The 12,943-nt window shown below is 66.8% G+C and carries 16 protein-coding genes and 1 pseudogene; 7 read left to right on the plus strand and 10 right to left on the minus strand.

Features of this window, described 5'->3' with window-relative positions:
* Positions 1 to 86, minus strand: a pseudogene (locus tag A5691_RS28770) (carnitinyl-CoA dehydratase); the annotation flags it as partial.
* 143 nt (positions 87 to 229) lie between these two features.
* On the opposite strand from A5691_RS28770, the gene A5691_RS20555 reads away from it, so the two are divergent.
* Positions 230 to 616 (plus strand): enoyl-CoA hydratase-related protein, encoded by a 387-nt coding sequence (locus A5691_RS20555; protein WP_231980954.1) that lies wholly within the window; start codon positions 230 to 232, stop codon positions 614 to 616.
* 4 nt (positions 617 to 620) lie between these two features.
* Here A5691_RS20555 and A5691_RS20560 read toward each other — a convergent pair whose 3' ends face one another.
* The 3 genes from A5691_RS20560 to A5691_RS20570 form a co-directional block, all read right to left on the minus strand.
* Positions 621 to 1,022 (minus strand): phage holin family protein, encoded by a 402-nt coding sequence (locus A5691_RS20560; protein WP_067890306.1) that lies wholly within the window; start codon positions 1,020 to 1,022, stop codon positions 621 to 623.
* 57 nt (positions 1,023 to 1,079) lie between these two features.
* The gene (locus A5691_RS20565; RefSeq protein WP_067778451.1) at positions 1,080 to 1,319 is read right to left on the minus strand and encodes a hypothetical protein; all 240 of its coding nucleotides are present in this window, start codon (positions 1,317 to 1,319) and stop codon (positions 1,080 to 1,082) included.
* 155 nt (positions 1,320 to 1,474) lie between these two features.
* Positions 1,475 to 2,542 (minus strand): amidohydrolase family protein, encoded by a 1,068-nt coding sequence (locus tag A5691_RS20570; RefSeq protein WP_068015321.1) that lies wholly within the window; start codon positions 2,540 to 2,542, stop codon positions 1,475 to 1,477.
* Between the two features lie 28 nt (positions 2,543 to 2,570).
* Between A5691_RS20570 and A5691_RS28145 the strand changes: the two genes are divergently transcribed.
* Together A5691_RS28145 and A5691_RS20575 are read left to right on the plus strand one after the other, a co-directional pair.
* Positions 2,571 to 2,747: a hypothetical protein gene (locus A5691_RS28145; protein ID WP_156675525.1), complete on the plus strand. Its 177-nt coding sequence runs from the start codon at positions 2,571 to 2,573 to the stop codon at positions 2,745 to 2,747.
* A gap of 70 nt (positions 2,748 to 2,817) precedes the next feature.
* Positions 2,818 to 4,101 (plus strand): sialate:H+ symport family MFS transporter, encoded by a 1,284-nt coding sequence (locus A5691_RS20575; RefSeq protein WP_156669960.1) that lies wholly within the window; start codon positions 2,818 to 2,820, stop codon positions 4,099 to 4,101.
* A gap of 13 nt (positions 4,102 to 4,114) precedes the next feature.
* On the opposite strand, the gene A5691_RS20580 is transcribed toward A5691_RS20575, so the two are convergent.
* Positions 4,115 to 5,389: a competence/damage-inducible protein A gene (locus A5691_RS20580; protein WP_067890313.1), complete on the minus strand. Its 1,275-nt coding sequence runs from the start codon at positions 5,387 to 5,389 to the stop codon at positions 4,115 to 4,117.
* A gap of 48 nt (positions 5,390 to 5,437) precedes the next feature.
* Complete coding sequence (locus tag A5691_RS20585) at positions 5,438 to 5,743, minus strand: MTH1187 family thiamine-binding protein (protein ID WP_067890316.1); 306 nt, start codon at positions 5,741 to 5,743, stop codon at positions 5,438 to 5,440.
* Positions 5,744 to 5,794: 51 nt separating this feature from the next.
* Between A5691_RS20585 and dtd the strand changes: the two genes are divergently transcribed.
* Positions 5,795 to 6,226, plus strand: a complete 432-nt coding sequence (gene dtd / locus A5691_RS20590) for a D-aminoacyl-tRNA deacylase (protein ID WP_067750077.1) — start codon at positions 5,795 to 5,797, stop codon at positions 6,224 to 6,226.
* A 60-nt stretch (positions 6,227 to 6,286) separates the two neighbouring features.
* Complete coding sequence (locus tag A5691_RS20595) at positions 6,287 to 7,198, plus strand: class I SAM-dependent methyltransferase (RefSeq protein ID WP_067750075.1); 912 nt, start codon at positions 6,287 to 6,289, stop codon at positions 7,196 to 7,198.
* 4 nt (positions 7,199 to 7,202) lie between these two features.
* Here A5691_RS20595 and A5691_RS20600 read toward each other — a convergent pair whose 3' ends face one another.
* A complete protein-coding gene (locus A5691_RS20600) occupies positions 7,203 to 8,228 on the minus strand; it encodes an alcohol dehydrogenase catalytic domain-containing protein (RefSeq protein WP_067750069.1) in 1,026 nt (341 codons plus the stop codon).
* Between the two features lie 10 nt (positions 8,229 to 8,238).
* Positions 8,239 to 10,170: an NAD(P)/FAD-dependent oxidoreductase gene (locus tag A5691_RS20605; RefSeq protein WP_068015324.1), complete on the minus strand. Its 1,932-nt coding sequence runs from the start codon at positions 10,168 to 10,170 to the stop codon at positions 8,239 to 8,241.
* A gap of 467 nt (positions 10,171 to 10,637) precedes the next feature.
* On the opposite strand from A5691_RS20605, the gene A5691_RS20610 reads away from it, so the two are divergent.
* Together A5691_RS20610 and A5691_RS20615 are read left to right on the plus strand one after the other, a co-directional pair.
* Entirely contained in the window at positions 10,638 to 11,102 is a 465-nt protein-coding gene (locus A5691_RS20610) for a hypothetical protein (RefSeq protein ID WP_067750065.1), read from the plus strand.
* A 124-nt stretch (positions 11,103 to 11,226) separates the two neighbouring features.
* Positions 11,227 to 12,357, plus strand: coding sequence for a nitronate monooxygenase (locus tag A5691_RS20615; RefSeq protein WP_067750060.1), 1,131 nt, complete (start codon positions 11,227 to 11,229; stop codon positions 12,355 to 12,357).
* 8 nt (positions 12,358 to 12,365) lie between these two features.
* Here A5691_RS20615 and A5691_RS20620 read toward each other — a convergent pair whose 3' ends face one another.
* Together A5691_RS20620 and A5691_RS20625 are read right to left on the minus strand one after the other, a co-directional pair.
* Positions 12,366 to 12,593 carry a hypothetical protein gene (locus A5691_RS20620; RefSeq protein WP_067750059.1) on the minus strand — a complete coding sequence of 76 codons (228 nt, stop codon included), beginning with the start codon at positions 12,591 to 12,593 and terminating at the stop codon, positions 12,366 to 12,368.
* Positions 12,594 to 12,650: 57 nt separating this feature from the next.
* Positions 12,651 to 12,941, minus strand: coding sequence for a hypothetical protein (locus A5691_RS20625; protein ID WP_067750058.1), 291 nt, complete (start codon positions 12,939 to 12,941; stop codon positions 12,651 to 12,653).
* Between the last annotated feature and the right edge of the window lie 2 nt (positions 12,942 to 12,943).

Here is a 12,943-nt window from a genome sequence, read left to right on the forward strand (position 1 = left end):
CCGCCGGCGAAGAGGCCACGCTTGGGCTCCATCACCGCAAAGCGCGCGGCGGGTACTGCGATCCGGATGTCGGTGGAGCTCAGCATCTCGAAGCCGCCCGCGACGCAGGTGCCATTGATCGCGGCGACGATCGGCTTGTAGACGGGAAACCGGTGCAGGACGGCGTGAATGGCGTCTTCCTTGTTCCACCGACATCCGGATCGCAGTACCCGCCGCGCGCTTTGCGGTGATGGAGCCCAAGCGTGGCCTCTTCGCCGGCGGCGGTAGCACCGTGCGACTGCCGCGGCAAATGCCCTACCCGTTGGCGATGGAACTGCTGCTGACCGCCGACATGGTGGACGCGGACCGCGCCCTGGCGATGGGGCTGATCAATCGGGTGGTGCCGCCGGAGCGGCTGATGGACACCGCGTACGACTACGCCGAGCGCATCGCGGCGAACGCACCGCTGGCGGTGTACGCGACGAAGCAGTCCGCCGTCGAGGGGTTGGCGCTCGACCTCGAGTCGGCGTATGACAACGAAACCCGGCACAGCGACCGCATTTTCGAGACGCAGGACGCCAAGGAGGGGCCGCGCGCCTTCGCCGAAAAACGACCACCGCGCTGGCAGGGCCGCTGAGCCCTCAGGCCCGGGTGCGGCGGCCCACGTCGCGAATCACCAGCGACAGCAGCCAGCTCACGATGGACAACACGATCGCCGCCCAGATCGCCGTCCACCAGAAGTGATCGATCTGCAGACCCCAGTGCGTGGTGTGCTCGGTGATGCGGGCGGTGAGCCACAACATCAGCGCGTTGACGACGATGTGGAACAACCCAAGGGTGAGGATGTAGAGCGGGATGGACAGAATCTGGACGATCGGCTTGATGAACGCGTTGACCAAACCGAAGATGACGGCGACGACGAAGATGATGCCGACCCGCTGAAGCTTCGTGTCACCGCCGACGAACGTGATCCCGTGCACGAATTTCGTCACCAGCCACAAGGCGAAACCGGTCAGTGCGGCGCGAAGCAGAAAGGGGCCCATGCCCACGATCCTCTCACCACCGGTGCGAGAACGGCAGCCGTTCAGCTCACCGCCGCGCTAAGCGTCACCGCGCTGCGACGCCAAGTGCTTCACCATCTGGCAGAGGTTGACGACGGCGGCGCTCAACTTGGCAATGGTGGCGTCCCGATCCGCCACACAGGACTCCCAGTCGGGAAACTCCTGCGGGGGTCTCTGGTTGTCCGCATTGAGATGGATTTTCTCCTCGATCTGGTCGCAGACGTCCGCAAGGGTCAATTGTCCCGGCGCGCTGATGTCGGAGAACCACTTGTCAGCCATGCAGAACCTCGTCTCGACGCAAATTTCGGTATCGTCCGAGGCTATCGGGTCGCTTGACACGACGTTTGTGCGGGAGGCCGGCGACAACGCGGTACATCCGCGACCGTCATTGAGCCAACACCGGTCGCTGGTTGCCAGTCGCCAACCAGCAGAACCTAATTCAGGTTGTAGAAGCGCTGCGCGTTCAGCCCACCAATTTTTTCGCGCGCCTCTTCGCTGATGTCCGGGCGGGTCCGCAGGTGCTTGGTGCTTTCCGGCCATTCGCCGTCCCAGTGCGGGTAGTCGCTGGCGAACATGATGAAGTCGGCGCCGAGCACGTCGATCACCCCGGGCAGGATGGGCTCCTCCGGCTCGCACGTCACCCAGATATTGCCCGCGGCCAGATATTCGTGCGGATCGCGGCGCCAGCCGCGTTCGACCCAGTCGCCTCGCTTCTCGTAGTGCTCGTGCAGGCGATCCATGAAGAACGGGACCCACCCCGCGCCGGCCTCGAGGAAGGCGACGCGCAACTGCGGGTGGCGCTCGAAGACACCGCCGGACACCAACGCCGTCATCGCCGTCATCTGGTCGAACGGAAAACTGATGCAATGCACCTGAATGTAATTGGTGAACCGGTCCACGCCGATCTTCGGCAGGTGAATGCCCGGGGCGCCGTGGATGCCCAACGGCATCTCCAGATCCACCGCCGCGGCGTAGAAGGGGTCGAGGTCGGGGTGGTCGAGGTTTCGCGTCTTGAGCGCCGGCGGCACCAGGGTCGCCACCAGCCCAAGGTCTTTCGCTTCGGTCATGACGTCGATCGCCGCCTGGCCATGCTCGATCGGGGTGACGGCGACGCCCCGCAACCGTCCACCCGACGGTGCGCAGTAATCCGCGATCCACTGGTTGTAGAGCCGGGCGAACCCGGCGGCGAACTCGGGATCCTCGAGGGTGGGCGCGCACAGGCCGAGGCTCGGGTACAGCACCATCGTGTCGATGTGGTCGCGGTCGGCGTCGCCCAGCACGCCCTCGGTGGATCGACAGTTGATGTCGGGCGCATCGCTGATGCCGTGCTCCGGCGGACACCCCGCGCCCGGGCCCCGGTCCTCCGGGTAGTTGCGGCCTTCGAACGTCAACCGCATCCGCCCGTCGGAGCTGGGCTTGACGTACTGCGGCCAGCGTTTGATCGCTTCGATCGCCAGCGAGGGATTCTCGGCGACGTGTCCGTCGGCGTCGATGATGCGCATGTATCCGGAACTTACTCTCGCGGATTGCATGTGGAAACGGCTCTGCGACCGCGTGGTGAACTATTCGGATCTCATTCCGCTGCTACCGCCGTGCCCCTACGAGCACGTCGGCGCCGCGATCTACATCAACAGCGGCGGTCCCGGCGCACTATGGCGCCACAGCCTCTACGCCTATCGGCAAGGGCTGCGGAGGTTGGTGGGATGAGCGCGGTGTGAAACCCGCCGTCGTGGCACGCGGGCAGAAAGACTCGCCATCGCGCGCCCGGTAGGCCACGATGCTCAACGTGACAACACAAAGTCCTCGAAACAAGCTGACCGCCGATCAGCGGAACTCGTTCGTCGCGGCGTTGCTGGGCTGGACGATGGACGCCTTCGACTACTTCATCGTCGTGCTCGTCTACGCCGACATCGCCAAGACCTTTCACCACAGCAAGGCAGAGGTCGCCTTCGTCACCACCGCCACCCTGATCATGCGTCCCGTCGGCGCGCTGCTGTTCGGGTTGTGGGCCGACCGTGTCGGGCGCCGGCTGCCGCTGATGGTGGACGTGATGTTCTACTCCGTGGTGGGCTTCCTGTGCGCGTTCGCACCCAACTTCACCGTGCTGGTGATCCTGCGGCTGCTCTATGGCATCGGCATGGGCGGTGAGTGGGGCCTGGGCGCCGCGCTGGCGATGGAAAAGGTTCCCGTCGAGCGGCGCGGCTTCTTTTCCGGGTTGCTCCAGGAGGGCTACGCGTTCGGCTACCTGCTGGCGAGCGTCGCCTCGCTGGTGGTGATGAACTGGCTCGGGTTGTCGTGGCGGTGGCTGTTCGCGCTGAGTATCGTCCCCGCTCTGGTCAGCCTGATCATCCGTTACCGCGTGGAGGAGTCCGAGGTCTGGGAAGCCGCGCAGGATCAGATGAAACTGACCAGCACCAGGATCCGCGACGTGCTGCGCGACGGGGCGATCATCCGCCGATTCTTCTACCTGGTGCTGCTGATGACGGCATTCAACTGGATGAGCCACGGCACCCAGGACGTCTACCCGACCTTCCTGACCTCGACCGCCAACCACGGCGCCGGCCTGTCCAGCGCTACCGTCAAATTGATCGTGATCGTCTACAACATCGGCGCCATCATCGGCGGGCTTGTCTTCGGCACGCTGTCACAGCGGTTCAGCCGCCGCTACACCATCATCTTCTGCGCGATGCTCGGCCTGCCGATCGTGCCGCTGTTCGCCTACTCGCGCACGGCGGCGATGCTGTGCCTCGGTTCATTCCTGATGCAGCTATTCGTGCAGGGCGCGTGGGGCGTAATCCCCGCCCACCTGACCGAGATGTCGCCGGACGCGATCCGCGGCCTGTACCCCGGCGTCACCTACCAGTTGGGAAACCTGTTGGCGGCGTTCAACCTACCCATTCAAGAGCGCCTTGCCGAGTCGCACGGGTATCCCTTCGCCCTGGCGGCGACGATCGTGCCGGTGCTGATCGCGGTCGCGTTCCTGACGCTGATCGGCAAGGACGCCACGGGCATCCGCTTCGGCACCGCCGAAAGCGCGTTTCTGCCAACCGAAATGACGTGATCGGGCGTCGCTCCTAGTCGGCCGCGCTGAGCAGTCGCAGCAGCAGGTGCATCGCCACGGTCGTCGAGCGCTCCCGGATGTCGGAGCGGTTGCCGGGCAGCCGCAGGGTTCGGGTGTCCTTGCGGCCGTCGATGAGGGTCACGTTGAAACAGACCGTCCCGACGGGTTTTTCGGGTGTGCCACCGCCGGGGCCTGCGATGCCGGTGATCGCGACGGCGGTGTCCGCGCCGAAGCGGCGGATGGCGCCGGCCGCCATCGCCTCGGCCACCGGCTCGGACACCGCTCCGTGCGCCTCGATCAGCGCCGGGTCAACGCCGAGCAGCTCCGCCTTCGCCTCGTTCGAGTAGGACACCACCCCGCCGGCGACGTAGTCCGACGATCCGGGGCGGTCGGTCAGCCGCGCGGCCAGCAGCCCCGCCGTGCAGGATTCGGCCGTTGCGATCCGGCGGCCGGCCAGCGCCCGGGCCACCAGGTCGTCGACCGTGGAGCCGTCCTCGGAGAAGAGCTGCTGAGAGTGCTTGTCGCGCACCAGCTGCATCAGTTTCGCGTAGCTGGCTGCGGCGTCCGGCTCGTAGCGCGTCACCATCTCGACCTCGCCCCGCCGTAGGCAGGTGGTGATCTCGAGCGACTCGAAGCCCGGCACCGACGTCTCGGCGTCGCGCAACGTCTCGGCCAGACCCGATTCGGGCAGCCCGAACATTCGCACGGTTTCCTGCCGATAGAGCGTTCGGCCGGCGATCGCCTGCTGCGCCGCGGGCGTCTCGATGGCCCGGCTCCACATCGGCTGCAGCTCGCGCGGCGGGCCCGGAAGGACGATGACCGTCGGCTTGCCGGGGACGACCACACCGGGCGCGGTGCCCACCGGGTCGAGCACCTGCGCTCCGGCGGGAATCATCGCCTGCTTGCGGTTGGCGGCGCGCACCGCGTCGAAGTCGACGCCCTCGAAGCGGGCCATCAGCTTCTTGAGGATGTTCGCGATCTTGTTCTCGGTCTCGTCGTCCAGCACCAAGTCGCGGCCGCAGAAGCGCGCCACCACCTCGACCGTCATGTCGTCGGCCGTCGGGCCCAGGCCGCCGCTGGTGACGATCAGGTCCATGCCTTGTTCCGCCATGAAGCGCAGCTGCGCCTCGATGTCTTTGGCGCGGTCGCCGCAGATCGTGATGTGCGCCAGCTCGACGCCCAGCTCCAGGAGGCGATCCGCGATCCAGGGACCGTTCGCATCTTGGACGCGTCCGGTGAGGACTTCGGTTCCGGTGACGACGATGCCTGCGCGTGCGCTCACCGGCATGAGCCTACTGGCAGCGCGAGAAGGCATAGCCGAGCGAGGCGTTCTGGGTTAGCCGCCTTCGAGGTAACGCTCGACGGTGGCGACCTTCTGCGTGATCGCGTCGCTGACCCCGGCCCGCCAGTCCGCCTTGATCACCGTGCTGACCCGGGGCGCGCGGGCGGCGACCGCCTCCACGGCGCGCTGTACGACCCCCATCACCTCTTCCCAGGTTTCGCCCTCGATGACGGTGAACATCGAATCCGTCCGGTTGGGCAGGCCGGATTCGCGGACCACCCCAACCGCTTCGGCGACGATCTCGCCGACGCCCTCGCCCACCCCCATCGGGGTGACGGAGAACGCCACGAGCACAGACATCCAACGAGCCTACCCAAGCTCTTCCGGCCCGGCCTGGCAGCATCAAGGCCCATGCGGGTCCTGGTGCAGCGGGTGACGTCGGCGACGGTGGCGGTCGACGGTGCAGTGGTGGGCGCCATTCGGCCGGCCGGTCAGGGCTTGTTGGCCTTCGTGGGCGTCACCCACGGCGATGATCTCGACAGGGCGCGCCGGCTCGCTGAAAAGCTCTGGTATTTGCGGATTCTCGACGACGAACGATCGGCGGCCGACGTTGGCGCGCCCATACTGGTGGTCAGCCAGTTCACCCTCTACGCCGACACCGCCAAGGGCCGACGGCCGTCGTGGAACGCGGCCGCGCCGGGCGGAGCAGCCGAGCCGCTGGTCGCGGCGTTCGCCGACGCGCTGCGGCGGCTGGGCGCCGAGGTCCAGACCGGGGTGTTCGGTGCGAGCATGCAGGTCGAACTGGTCAATGACGGTCCCGTCACGGTGCTCCTCGAACTCTGAACCGACGGGTACGTTGGATACGTCTCTTGCCGGGGCCGATTGTTGATGGGAGGGGCGATCATGAGCCCGACGCCTGAGTTTGGGTCGCTCCGTTCCGACGACGACAACTGGGACATCGTCAGCAGCGTGGGTTACACCGCCCTGCTGGTGGCCGGATGGCGCGCGCTCCACGCGCTGAGCCCGCGACCACTCGTCCGGGATGACTACGCCAAGGTTTTCATCGAAGCGTCGCGAGACCCGTACTTGGCGGCCAAGCTCGCAAACCCGGGGACCTCCGAAGACGAGCTGGCCTTTCCTCGCCTCTACGGCGTGCAGACGCGGTTCTTCGACGACTTCTTCGTCGAGGCCGGCGCCGCGGGCATCCGCCAGGCGGTGATCGTCGCCGCCGGTCTGGACTCCCGCGCGTATCGGCTCGAATGGGTCCAGGGCACAAGGATTTTCGAGGTCGATCTGCCGAAGGTGCTGGAGTTCAAGGCCCACGTGCTCGCCCAGCACGGCGCCAAACCCAAGGCCCCCCGGGTCGAGGTCGCGGCCGACCTGCGCGCCGACTGGTCCAGAGCCCTGGAGGACGCGGGCTTCGACGTGGAGCGGCCCAGCGCCTGGTCGGTGGAGGGCGTGCTGCCCTACCTGACCGACGAGGCCCAGAACACGCTTTTCACCCGGATCAGCGGACTCAGCGCACCCGGCAGCCGAATCGCCATCGGGGCGTTGGGTTCCCGCCTCGACCACGACCAACTCGAGGCCCTGGAGACGGCCCATCCCGGCGTCAACATGTCCGGCGACGTCGACTTTTCCGCCCTCACCTACGAGCCCCAGACGGACCCCGCGGAACGGCTGGCCGCCCACGGTTGGTCGGTCGATCCCGTCCGCAGCACGCTCGACTTGCAGGCCGGCTACGGGATGACCCCGCCGGACGTCGACGTCAAGATCGACAGTTTCATGCGGTCCCAATACATAACGGCCACCCGGTAGCGGGCTACGGCGTCAGCAGGATCTTCACGTCGTCGCCCGACCGAGACGCCGCCGTGGCGTAGCCCTTCGCCGCCTCGTCCAGCGGCAGCGTCGTCGTGAAGATGCCGTCGACATCCAGCCGCCCGGACTGCAGCAGCGGGATCAATTCCGGCCAGGTGCGCTGCACGGGCGCGGTCGTCATCCGCAGGGTGATGCTGCGGATCAGGCAGCCCAGGGCGTTGAGCGGGAACGGATTCATGTCGTGCACGCCGACAACCGAGACGGTACCGCCCGCTCGCACCGCATTGAGAGCGTCCGTCAGGGAGGCGTCCGTGGCGACGGCATCGATCACCGCGTCCGCGCCGCGGCCACCGGTGGCGTCGAGGATGGCCCCGACCGCGGGGGCCTTCAGGGGTGTCGCCCCCCACTTGGCTGCGCGGTCCAGCCGCCCGTCCACCTGATCGACCGCGAAAACCGTTGCGGCGCCTTGGAACAGCGCGCTGCGCAGCGAGCACAGTCCGACAGCGCCCAAGCCGATGACCGCCACGGTGCCGCCGAACGGGATGTCGGCGCGTTGCGCCGCCGCCCAGCCGGTGGCGAGGTTGTCGGTGAGCAGCAGCGCCTGTTCGGTGCTGATCGATTCCGGCATCTTCAGCAGCTGGAAGTCGGCGGCGGGCACGGCCAGCAGATCGGCCTGCGCGCCACCGAGCAAGCCGCCGCCGAAGATCTGGAACCCGTTGTGGCACAAGACCGGATCGCGGGTGGCGCAGCCTGCGCAGGCGCCGCACCCGGTCACCGACGACACCATGACGAGGTCGCCCACCTTGACGGTGCGCACCTGCGGGCCCGCCTCCACCACGGTGCCGATCGCTTCATGTCCCAGCGCAATCGGCTCGGGCATCGGGAAATCGGCCTCGTAGAAGTGCAGGTCGGAACCACAGATGCCGGCAGCGGTGACCTGGACGATCGCTCCGTCGGGGCCGGGAAGGGCGGGATCTGGCCGGGTTTCCACCCGGATGGCGCGGGGCCCGTCGACGACTACCGTGCGCATGCTGGCGTGCTCACTTCCCTTGCCGTACCACGAATTGGGCCCAATCGGGCTCGCGGACCGCCGCCCAGTACTCGTTGAGGCGCCACGGACTGACGGTGTGGATCTCCCCGTCGGCGTTCTTGAAGTAGGAGTGTTTGACCGCGGGGTGCGCCCACACCATCTTCTTGATCTGGGTCTGCGTCCGCTCATGCCACGCGGCGGCGGCGTCGGGCTTCGGCTCCAGCGAGTGCACGTCCCCTTCGGCCAGCCGCGCCAGGCACTGGTCGATGTAGCGCATCTGCAGTTCGGACTGGAAGATCAGGCTGCCACCGTGGGCGAGGTGGGTCCCGGGCCCGTAGATGATGAACAAGTTGGGGAACTTCGGGACGGTGATGCCGAGGTAGGCGTACGGACGGCTCCCCCACATCTCGCGCAGGTCGACCCCGTCGCGGCCGGTGATCTTCAGCGGCCACAACACGTCGGTGTGCCGGAATCCCGTGGCGTACACGATGATGTCGGCCTCGTGCGTCTCGCCGTCTTGGGTGACGATGCCGTGTGGGATGATCCGCCGGATGGGCGTGCGCACCAGGTCGACGTTGTCGCGTCGCAGCGTCTGCAGCCAGCTGCCGTTGTCCTGCAGGGTCCGTTTGCCGCAGGCGGGATAGTCCGGCATCACCTTGCCCAGCAGTTCGTCCCCTTCACCGACCTGGCTGGTGATCCACTGGGAGAACATCATCTGGGCGGCGGCGTTGATGTCGCTGACGGCGTGGTCCTGGTCGGCGTAGTTCGGGTCGCTTTCCGCGGCGTCCAGGCCCTTGTCGGACCCGGGCCAGAGCACCAGAAACCGGTACCACCGTCCATAGAACGGCAGGTGGCGCATGGCCCAGCGCATGCCCTCGCCGACCTCGTCGTGGTACATCGGGTTGGGGAACATCCACTGCGCGGTCCGCTGGAACACGGTGAGGTGCTCGACCTCCGGGGCGATGCTGGGGGCGATCTGGAAGCCGCTGGCGCCGGCGCCGATCAGCGCGACCCGCTTGCCGCGCAGGTCGACCGAGTGGTCCCAGGCGGCGGAGTGAAATGACGGCCCCGCGAAGCTGTCGGCGCCGTCGAAGTGGGGGATGTTCGGCCGGTTCAGCTGGCCGACCGCGGTGATCAGGGCTCGCGCGCGCACGGTGCTCGTCTGGCCCTCGGCGCCGCGCAGCCGGATGCTCCAGGTGGCGTCGTCGTCGACCCACTCGGCGGCCAGCACCTCGGTGTTCCACAGCACGTGCTCGGCCAGGTCGTGCTTCGCCATGACCTTCGTGAAGTAGTCCTGCAGTTCGTGTTGTTCGGCGAAGAAATGTGTCCAGTCGTTATTGGGTTCGAAGCTGTAGCAATAGAAGTGGTTCGCGACGTCGACGCGCGCACCGGGATAGCTGTTCTCCCACCATGTTCCGCCCGGTCCGGCGTTCTTCTCCACGATGGTGAACGGAATGTTTGCCTGCTTGAGCCGGATTCCGGCCAAGATGCCCGATTCGCCGCAGCCGACGACGAGGACCGGCATGTCCGCCGCGTCGTCGGCCGGCAGGGCATGGGGGCGGCGGGGATCGACGCCGTCGAGGTCCATCTCTTCCAGGATCAGCGGCAGGTAATCGTCGGGCACGTGCTCGCAGGCCGCCCAGTCCATCATCTCCCGAATGAGGTCGAGGCTCAGGGGCTTTGGCTCTGGGCAACCGCGGTCCCGATAGTCGATGATCGCCGGCAGGGCCGCCGCGCGGGCCCGCGCCTTGTCCTCCTCGGACATGAACCCCTGAATCTCGTTGAGGAAGACGCCCATCTGTTTGAAGTCGCGGATGAACCGCGGGTCACCGGTGATGTGCACCAGCGAAAGCAACAGCGTCGGGATGCTGACGTCCGCGAGGGCGGCCTCGATCTCCGCCGTGGACGTGGTGAAGGGATCGCCGGCATAGGCGCTGCGCATCGAGCCGATCCTCTCGGAGACGGGCGTAACCCAATTACGCGACGTGCGGTGTCGTAATTGGCAGCACTACGCTACCCGCTGGCCACGGAGCGGATCAATAGTCCGATCGCTACGGCGGGTCGACGTCCTCGTCCCCGTCCGACATCAGCTTTTCGGGGTGGTGGAAGGTAGGAGTGGCCGAGAATGCGGGAAACGACATCGCTCAGCGCGGCATAGTCCGCGGCGATCTCCTCACGGTTACTCGAACGCATGTTCGAATAGTACGGCGGGCCACCGACAACAATCCGTTCGGCGACCAGACGGATGTCGAGCGGCCCCTGAATGACGAGTTTGAGCTGTCTGATCCCGCTCGCCCCGATCGCCGCTGAAACTCAAGTGGCAGAAGTGATTCCATTTCGACGTGGGGCTGGGAAACAATGGGTGCACGTCGACGCGTGCTCCCAGTGGCACGGAGATGGAGGAGCGCCATGGCCTCGTTGCTCACGGCCTGCGCCGGATTCCTGCTCGCAGTCTTGTGGATGGATCTGATCTTCGATGTGCAGGTGCTCCGATTCCGTTCTCCGCCAGCCGATCTGCCCGAGGAGGTGCTCGCTTCCATCGCGGCTTACTACCATCGCGCCACCACCACGTCTCGCCCGATGAATCGGCTGATCGCCGCCGTCATGGTGATCCTGGTGGCGGCGTTGACCTACCAGTCCGCGCTGGGGCCGGAGCCGTGGTGGCTGCTGGCACTGTCGGTCGTCCTGGCCGGGCTTCCGATCATGCTCGCGCTGACGCAAACGGTCCCCGACGCGGTGCGGCTGGGGCGGCGCGCGGACGATCCGCCCGAGCAGACCCGGCTGGCGCGCTCCGTCTGCCGGGATCACCTGGTGTGTGCCGGCTGCATGTTCGCGTTCGTGGCGCTGTGGGTCGTGCGCAGCGCCGCACTCTGACGGGGCCGACGGGTCGTAGTGACAAAACGCAGGTCAAGACCCGCTGGCCACGTCAATGCGGTTCGTACTAAACTAGAACACGTTTCAATTTGTTGAGCTTCGGTTCCGCGCCCCAGGAGTAGGCATGCACACCGCCATCTGCGATGAGCTTGGTATTGAGTTTCCGATTTTCGCGTTCACCCACTGCCGTGATGTCGTGGTGGCGGTCAGCAAGGCCGGGGGGTTCGGCGTCCTCGGCGCGGTCGGCTTCACCCCCGAGCAGCTGGAGATCGAACTCAACTGGATTGACGAGAACATCGGCGACCACCCCTACGGCGTCGACATCGTCATCCCGAACAAGTACGAGGGCATGGACTCGCACCTCTCGGCCGAAGAGCTCGCCGAGACGCTGCGCAAGATGGTGCCCCAGGAACACCTCGACTTCGGCAAGAAGATCCTCGCCGACCACGGCGTGCCGATCGAGGACAGCGACGGCGACAGCCTGCAGCTGCTCGGGTGGACCGAGGCGACCGCCACGCCCCAGGTCGAGGTGGCGCTGAAGCACCCGAAGGTGAAGATGATCGCCAACGCGCTCGGCACTCCCCCGCCCGACATGATCAAGCACATCCACGAGGCCGGGCTCAAAGTCGCCGCGCTGTGCGGCTCGCCGTCGCAGGCCCGCAAGCACGCGGACGCGGGCGTCGACATCATCATCGCCCAGGGCGGCGAGGCCGGCGGCCACTGCGGTGAGGTCGGCTCAATCGTGTTGTGGCCGCAGGTGGTCAAGGAAGTCGCCCCCGTGCCGGTGCTGGCGGCCGGCGGTATCGGCAGCGGCCAGCAGATCGCCGCGGCGTTGGCGCTGGGGGCCCAAGGCGCATGGACGGGCTCGCAGTGGCTGATGGTCGAGGAATCCTCGAACACGCCGGTTCAGCAGCAGGCGTACGTCAAGGCGGGCAGCCGGGACACCGTTCGCAGCCGGTCGTTCACCGGTAAGCCGGCCCGCATGTTGCGCAACGACTGGACCGAGGCGTGGGAGCAGCCGGACAACCCGAAGCCGCTCGGTATGCCGTTGCAGTACATGGTCTCCGGCATGGCGGTGCGGGCCACCAACCGGTACCCGAACGAGAGCGTGGACGTCGCGTTCAATCCGGTCGGTCAGGTCGTCGGTCAGTTCACCAAGGTGGAGAAGACGGCGACCGTCATCGAGCGCTGGGTGCAGGAATACCTGGAAGCGACCAACCGGCTTGACGAACTCAACGAGGCCGCGTCGGTCTGACGGCGGAACTAGACCTCGTCGTCGTCGAGCGCGTCGCGGCCGCTGAACATCTCCCTCGTCCTGTCGACCGCGTACGTGCCGATCTCGATCGAGTTCTGAACGATCCCGCTGGCGCCGCCGGAGATGTCACCGCGGATGATGTCGCTGGCGTGTTCGACGATGTCGGAGGCCTTTTCGACCGCGTTGGTCGCGATGTCCTTGGCCGCGTCGACCGCATCCTTCGGGTTGAAAGCCATCTCGAGTCTCCTTTGGTCGCAGGACAGTTGCTATGACTCTAGCCGGGGTGCGCCGGGCTAGTAGTTCACCAGGCTGCGCCAGTAGTCCTCGGGGATTTCGGCCCCGGACCGCAAGATTCGGGCCAGGCCGACGGCCATCGCGATCCCCAGCAGGCCGAGCCACAGCCCGGCCAGCCCGATGATTCCCCACAGCACGGCGGTGACCGCGGGCCACGGCGATAGCACTGCGAGGACCGGCGCGAAAAAGAATCCCGTCCCGATGTACCACGCCGAGCCGGCACGATCGGACGCGAGGACGAACCGAAGCCAGCGCGGGACGAGGGTCTCGCCGGGCCGGCCGTCGTTCATGA

The sequence above is a fragment of the Mycobacterium sp. E183 genome (assembly GCF_001667735.1).
Taxonomy (GTDB): domain Bacteria; phylum Actinomycetota; class Actinomycetes; order Mycobacteriales; family Mycobacteriaceae; genus Mycobacterium.

Excerpts from the sequence above, each read along its gene's own strand:
- A5691_RS20625 (WP_067750058.1), bottom strand. The coding sequence starts at position 12,941 with ATGAACGACGGCCGGCCCGGCGAGACCCTCGTCCCGCGCTGGCTTCGG.
- A5691_RS20595 (WP_067750075.1), top strand. The coding sequence starts at position 6,287 with ATGAGCCCGACGCCTGAGTTTGGGTCGCTCCGTTCCGACGACGACAAC.
- A5691_RS28145 (WP_156675525.1), top strand. The coding sequence starts at position 2,571 with ATGTGGAAACGGCTCTGCGACCGCGTGGTGAACTATTCGGATCTCATT.
- A5691_RS20555 (WP_231980954.1), top strand. The coding sequence starts at position 230 with ATGGAGCCCAAGCGTGGCCTCTTCGCCGGCGGCGGTAGCACCGTGCGA.
- A5691_RS20615 (WP_067750060.1), top strand. The coding sequence starts at position 11,227 with ATGCACACCGCCATCTGCGATGAGCTTGGTATTGAGTTTCCGATTTTC.
- A5691_RS20565 (WP_067778451.1), bottom strand. The coding sequence starts at position 1,319 with ATGGCTGACAAGTGGTTCTCCGACATCAGCGCGCCGGGACAATTGACC.
- A5691_RS20585 (WP_067890316.1), bottom strand. The coding sequence starts at position 5,743 with ATGTCTGTGCTCGTGGCGTTCTCCGTCACCCCGATGGGGGTGGGCGAG.
- A5691_RS20560 (WP_067890306.1), bottom strand. The coding sequence starts at position 1,022 with ATGGGCCCCTTTCTGCTTCGCGCCGCACTGACCGGTTTCGCCTTGTGG.
- A5691_RS20570 (WP_068015321.1), bottom strand. The coding sequence starts at position 2,542 with ATGCGCATCATCGACGCCGACGGACACGTCGCCGAGAATCCCTCGCTG.
- A5691_RS20600 (WP_067750069.1), bottom strand. The coding sequence starts at position 8,228 with ATGCGCACGGTAGTCGTCGACGGGCCCCGCGCCATCCGGGTGGAAACC.
- dtd (WP_067750077.1), top strand. The coding sequence starts at position 5,795 with ATGCGGGTCCTGGTGCAGCGGGTGACGTCGGCGACGGTGGCGGTCGAC.
- A5691_RS20620 (WP_067750059.1), bottom strand. The coding sequence starts at position 12,593 with ATGGCTTTCAACCCGAAGGATGCGGTCGACGCGGCCAAGGACATCGCG.
- A5691_RS20605 (WP_068015324.1), bottom strand. The coding sequence starts at position 10,170 with ATGCGCAGCGCCTATGCCGGCGATCCCTTCACCACGTCCACGGCGGAG.
- A5691_RS20610 (WP_067750065.1), top strand. The coding sequence starts at position 10,638 with ATGGCCTCGTTGCTCACGGCCTGCGCCGGATTCCTGCTCGCAGTCTTG.
- A5691_RS20580 (WP_067890313.1), bottom strand. The coding sequence starts at position 5,389 with ATGCCGGTGAGCGCACGCGCAGGCATCGTCGTCACCGGAACCGAAGTC.
- A5691_RS20575 (WP_156669960.1), top strand. The coding sequence starts at position 2,818 with ATGCTCAACGTGACAACACAAAGTCCTCGAAACAAGCTGACCGCCGAT.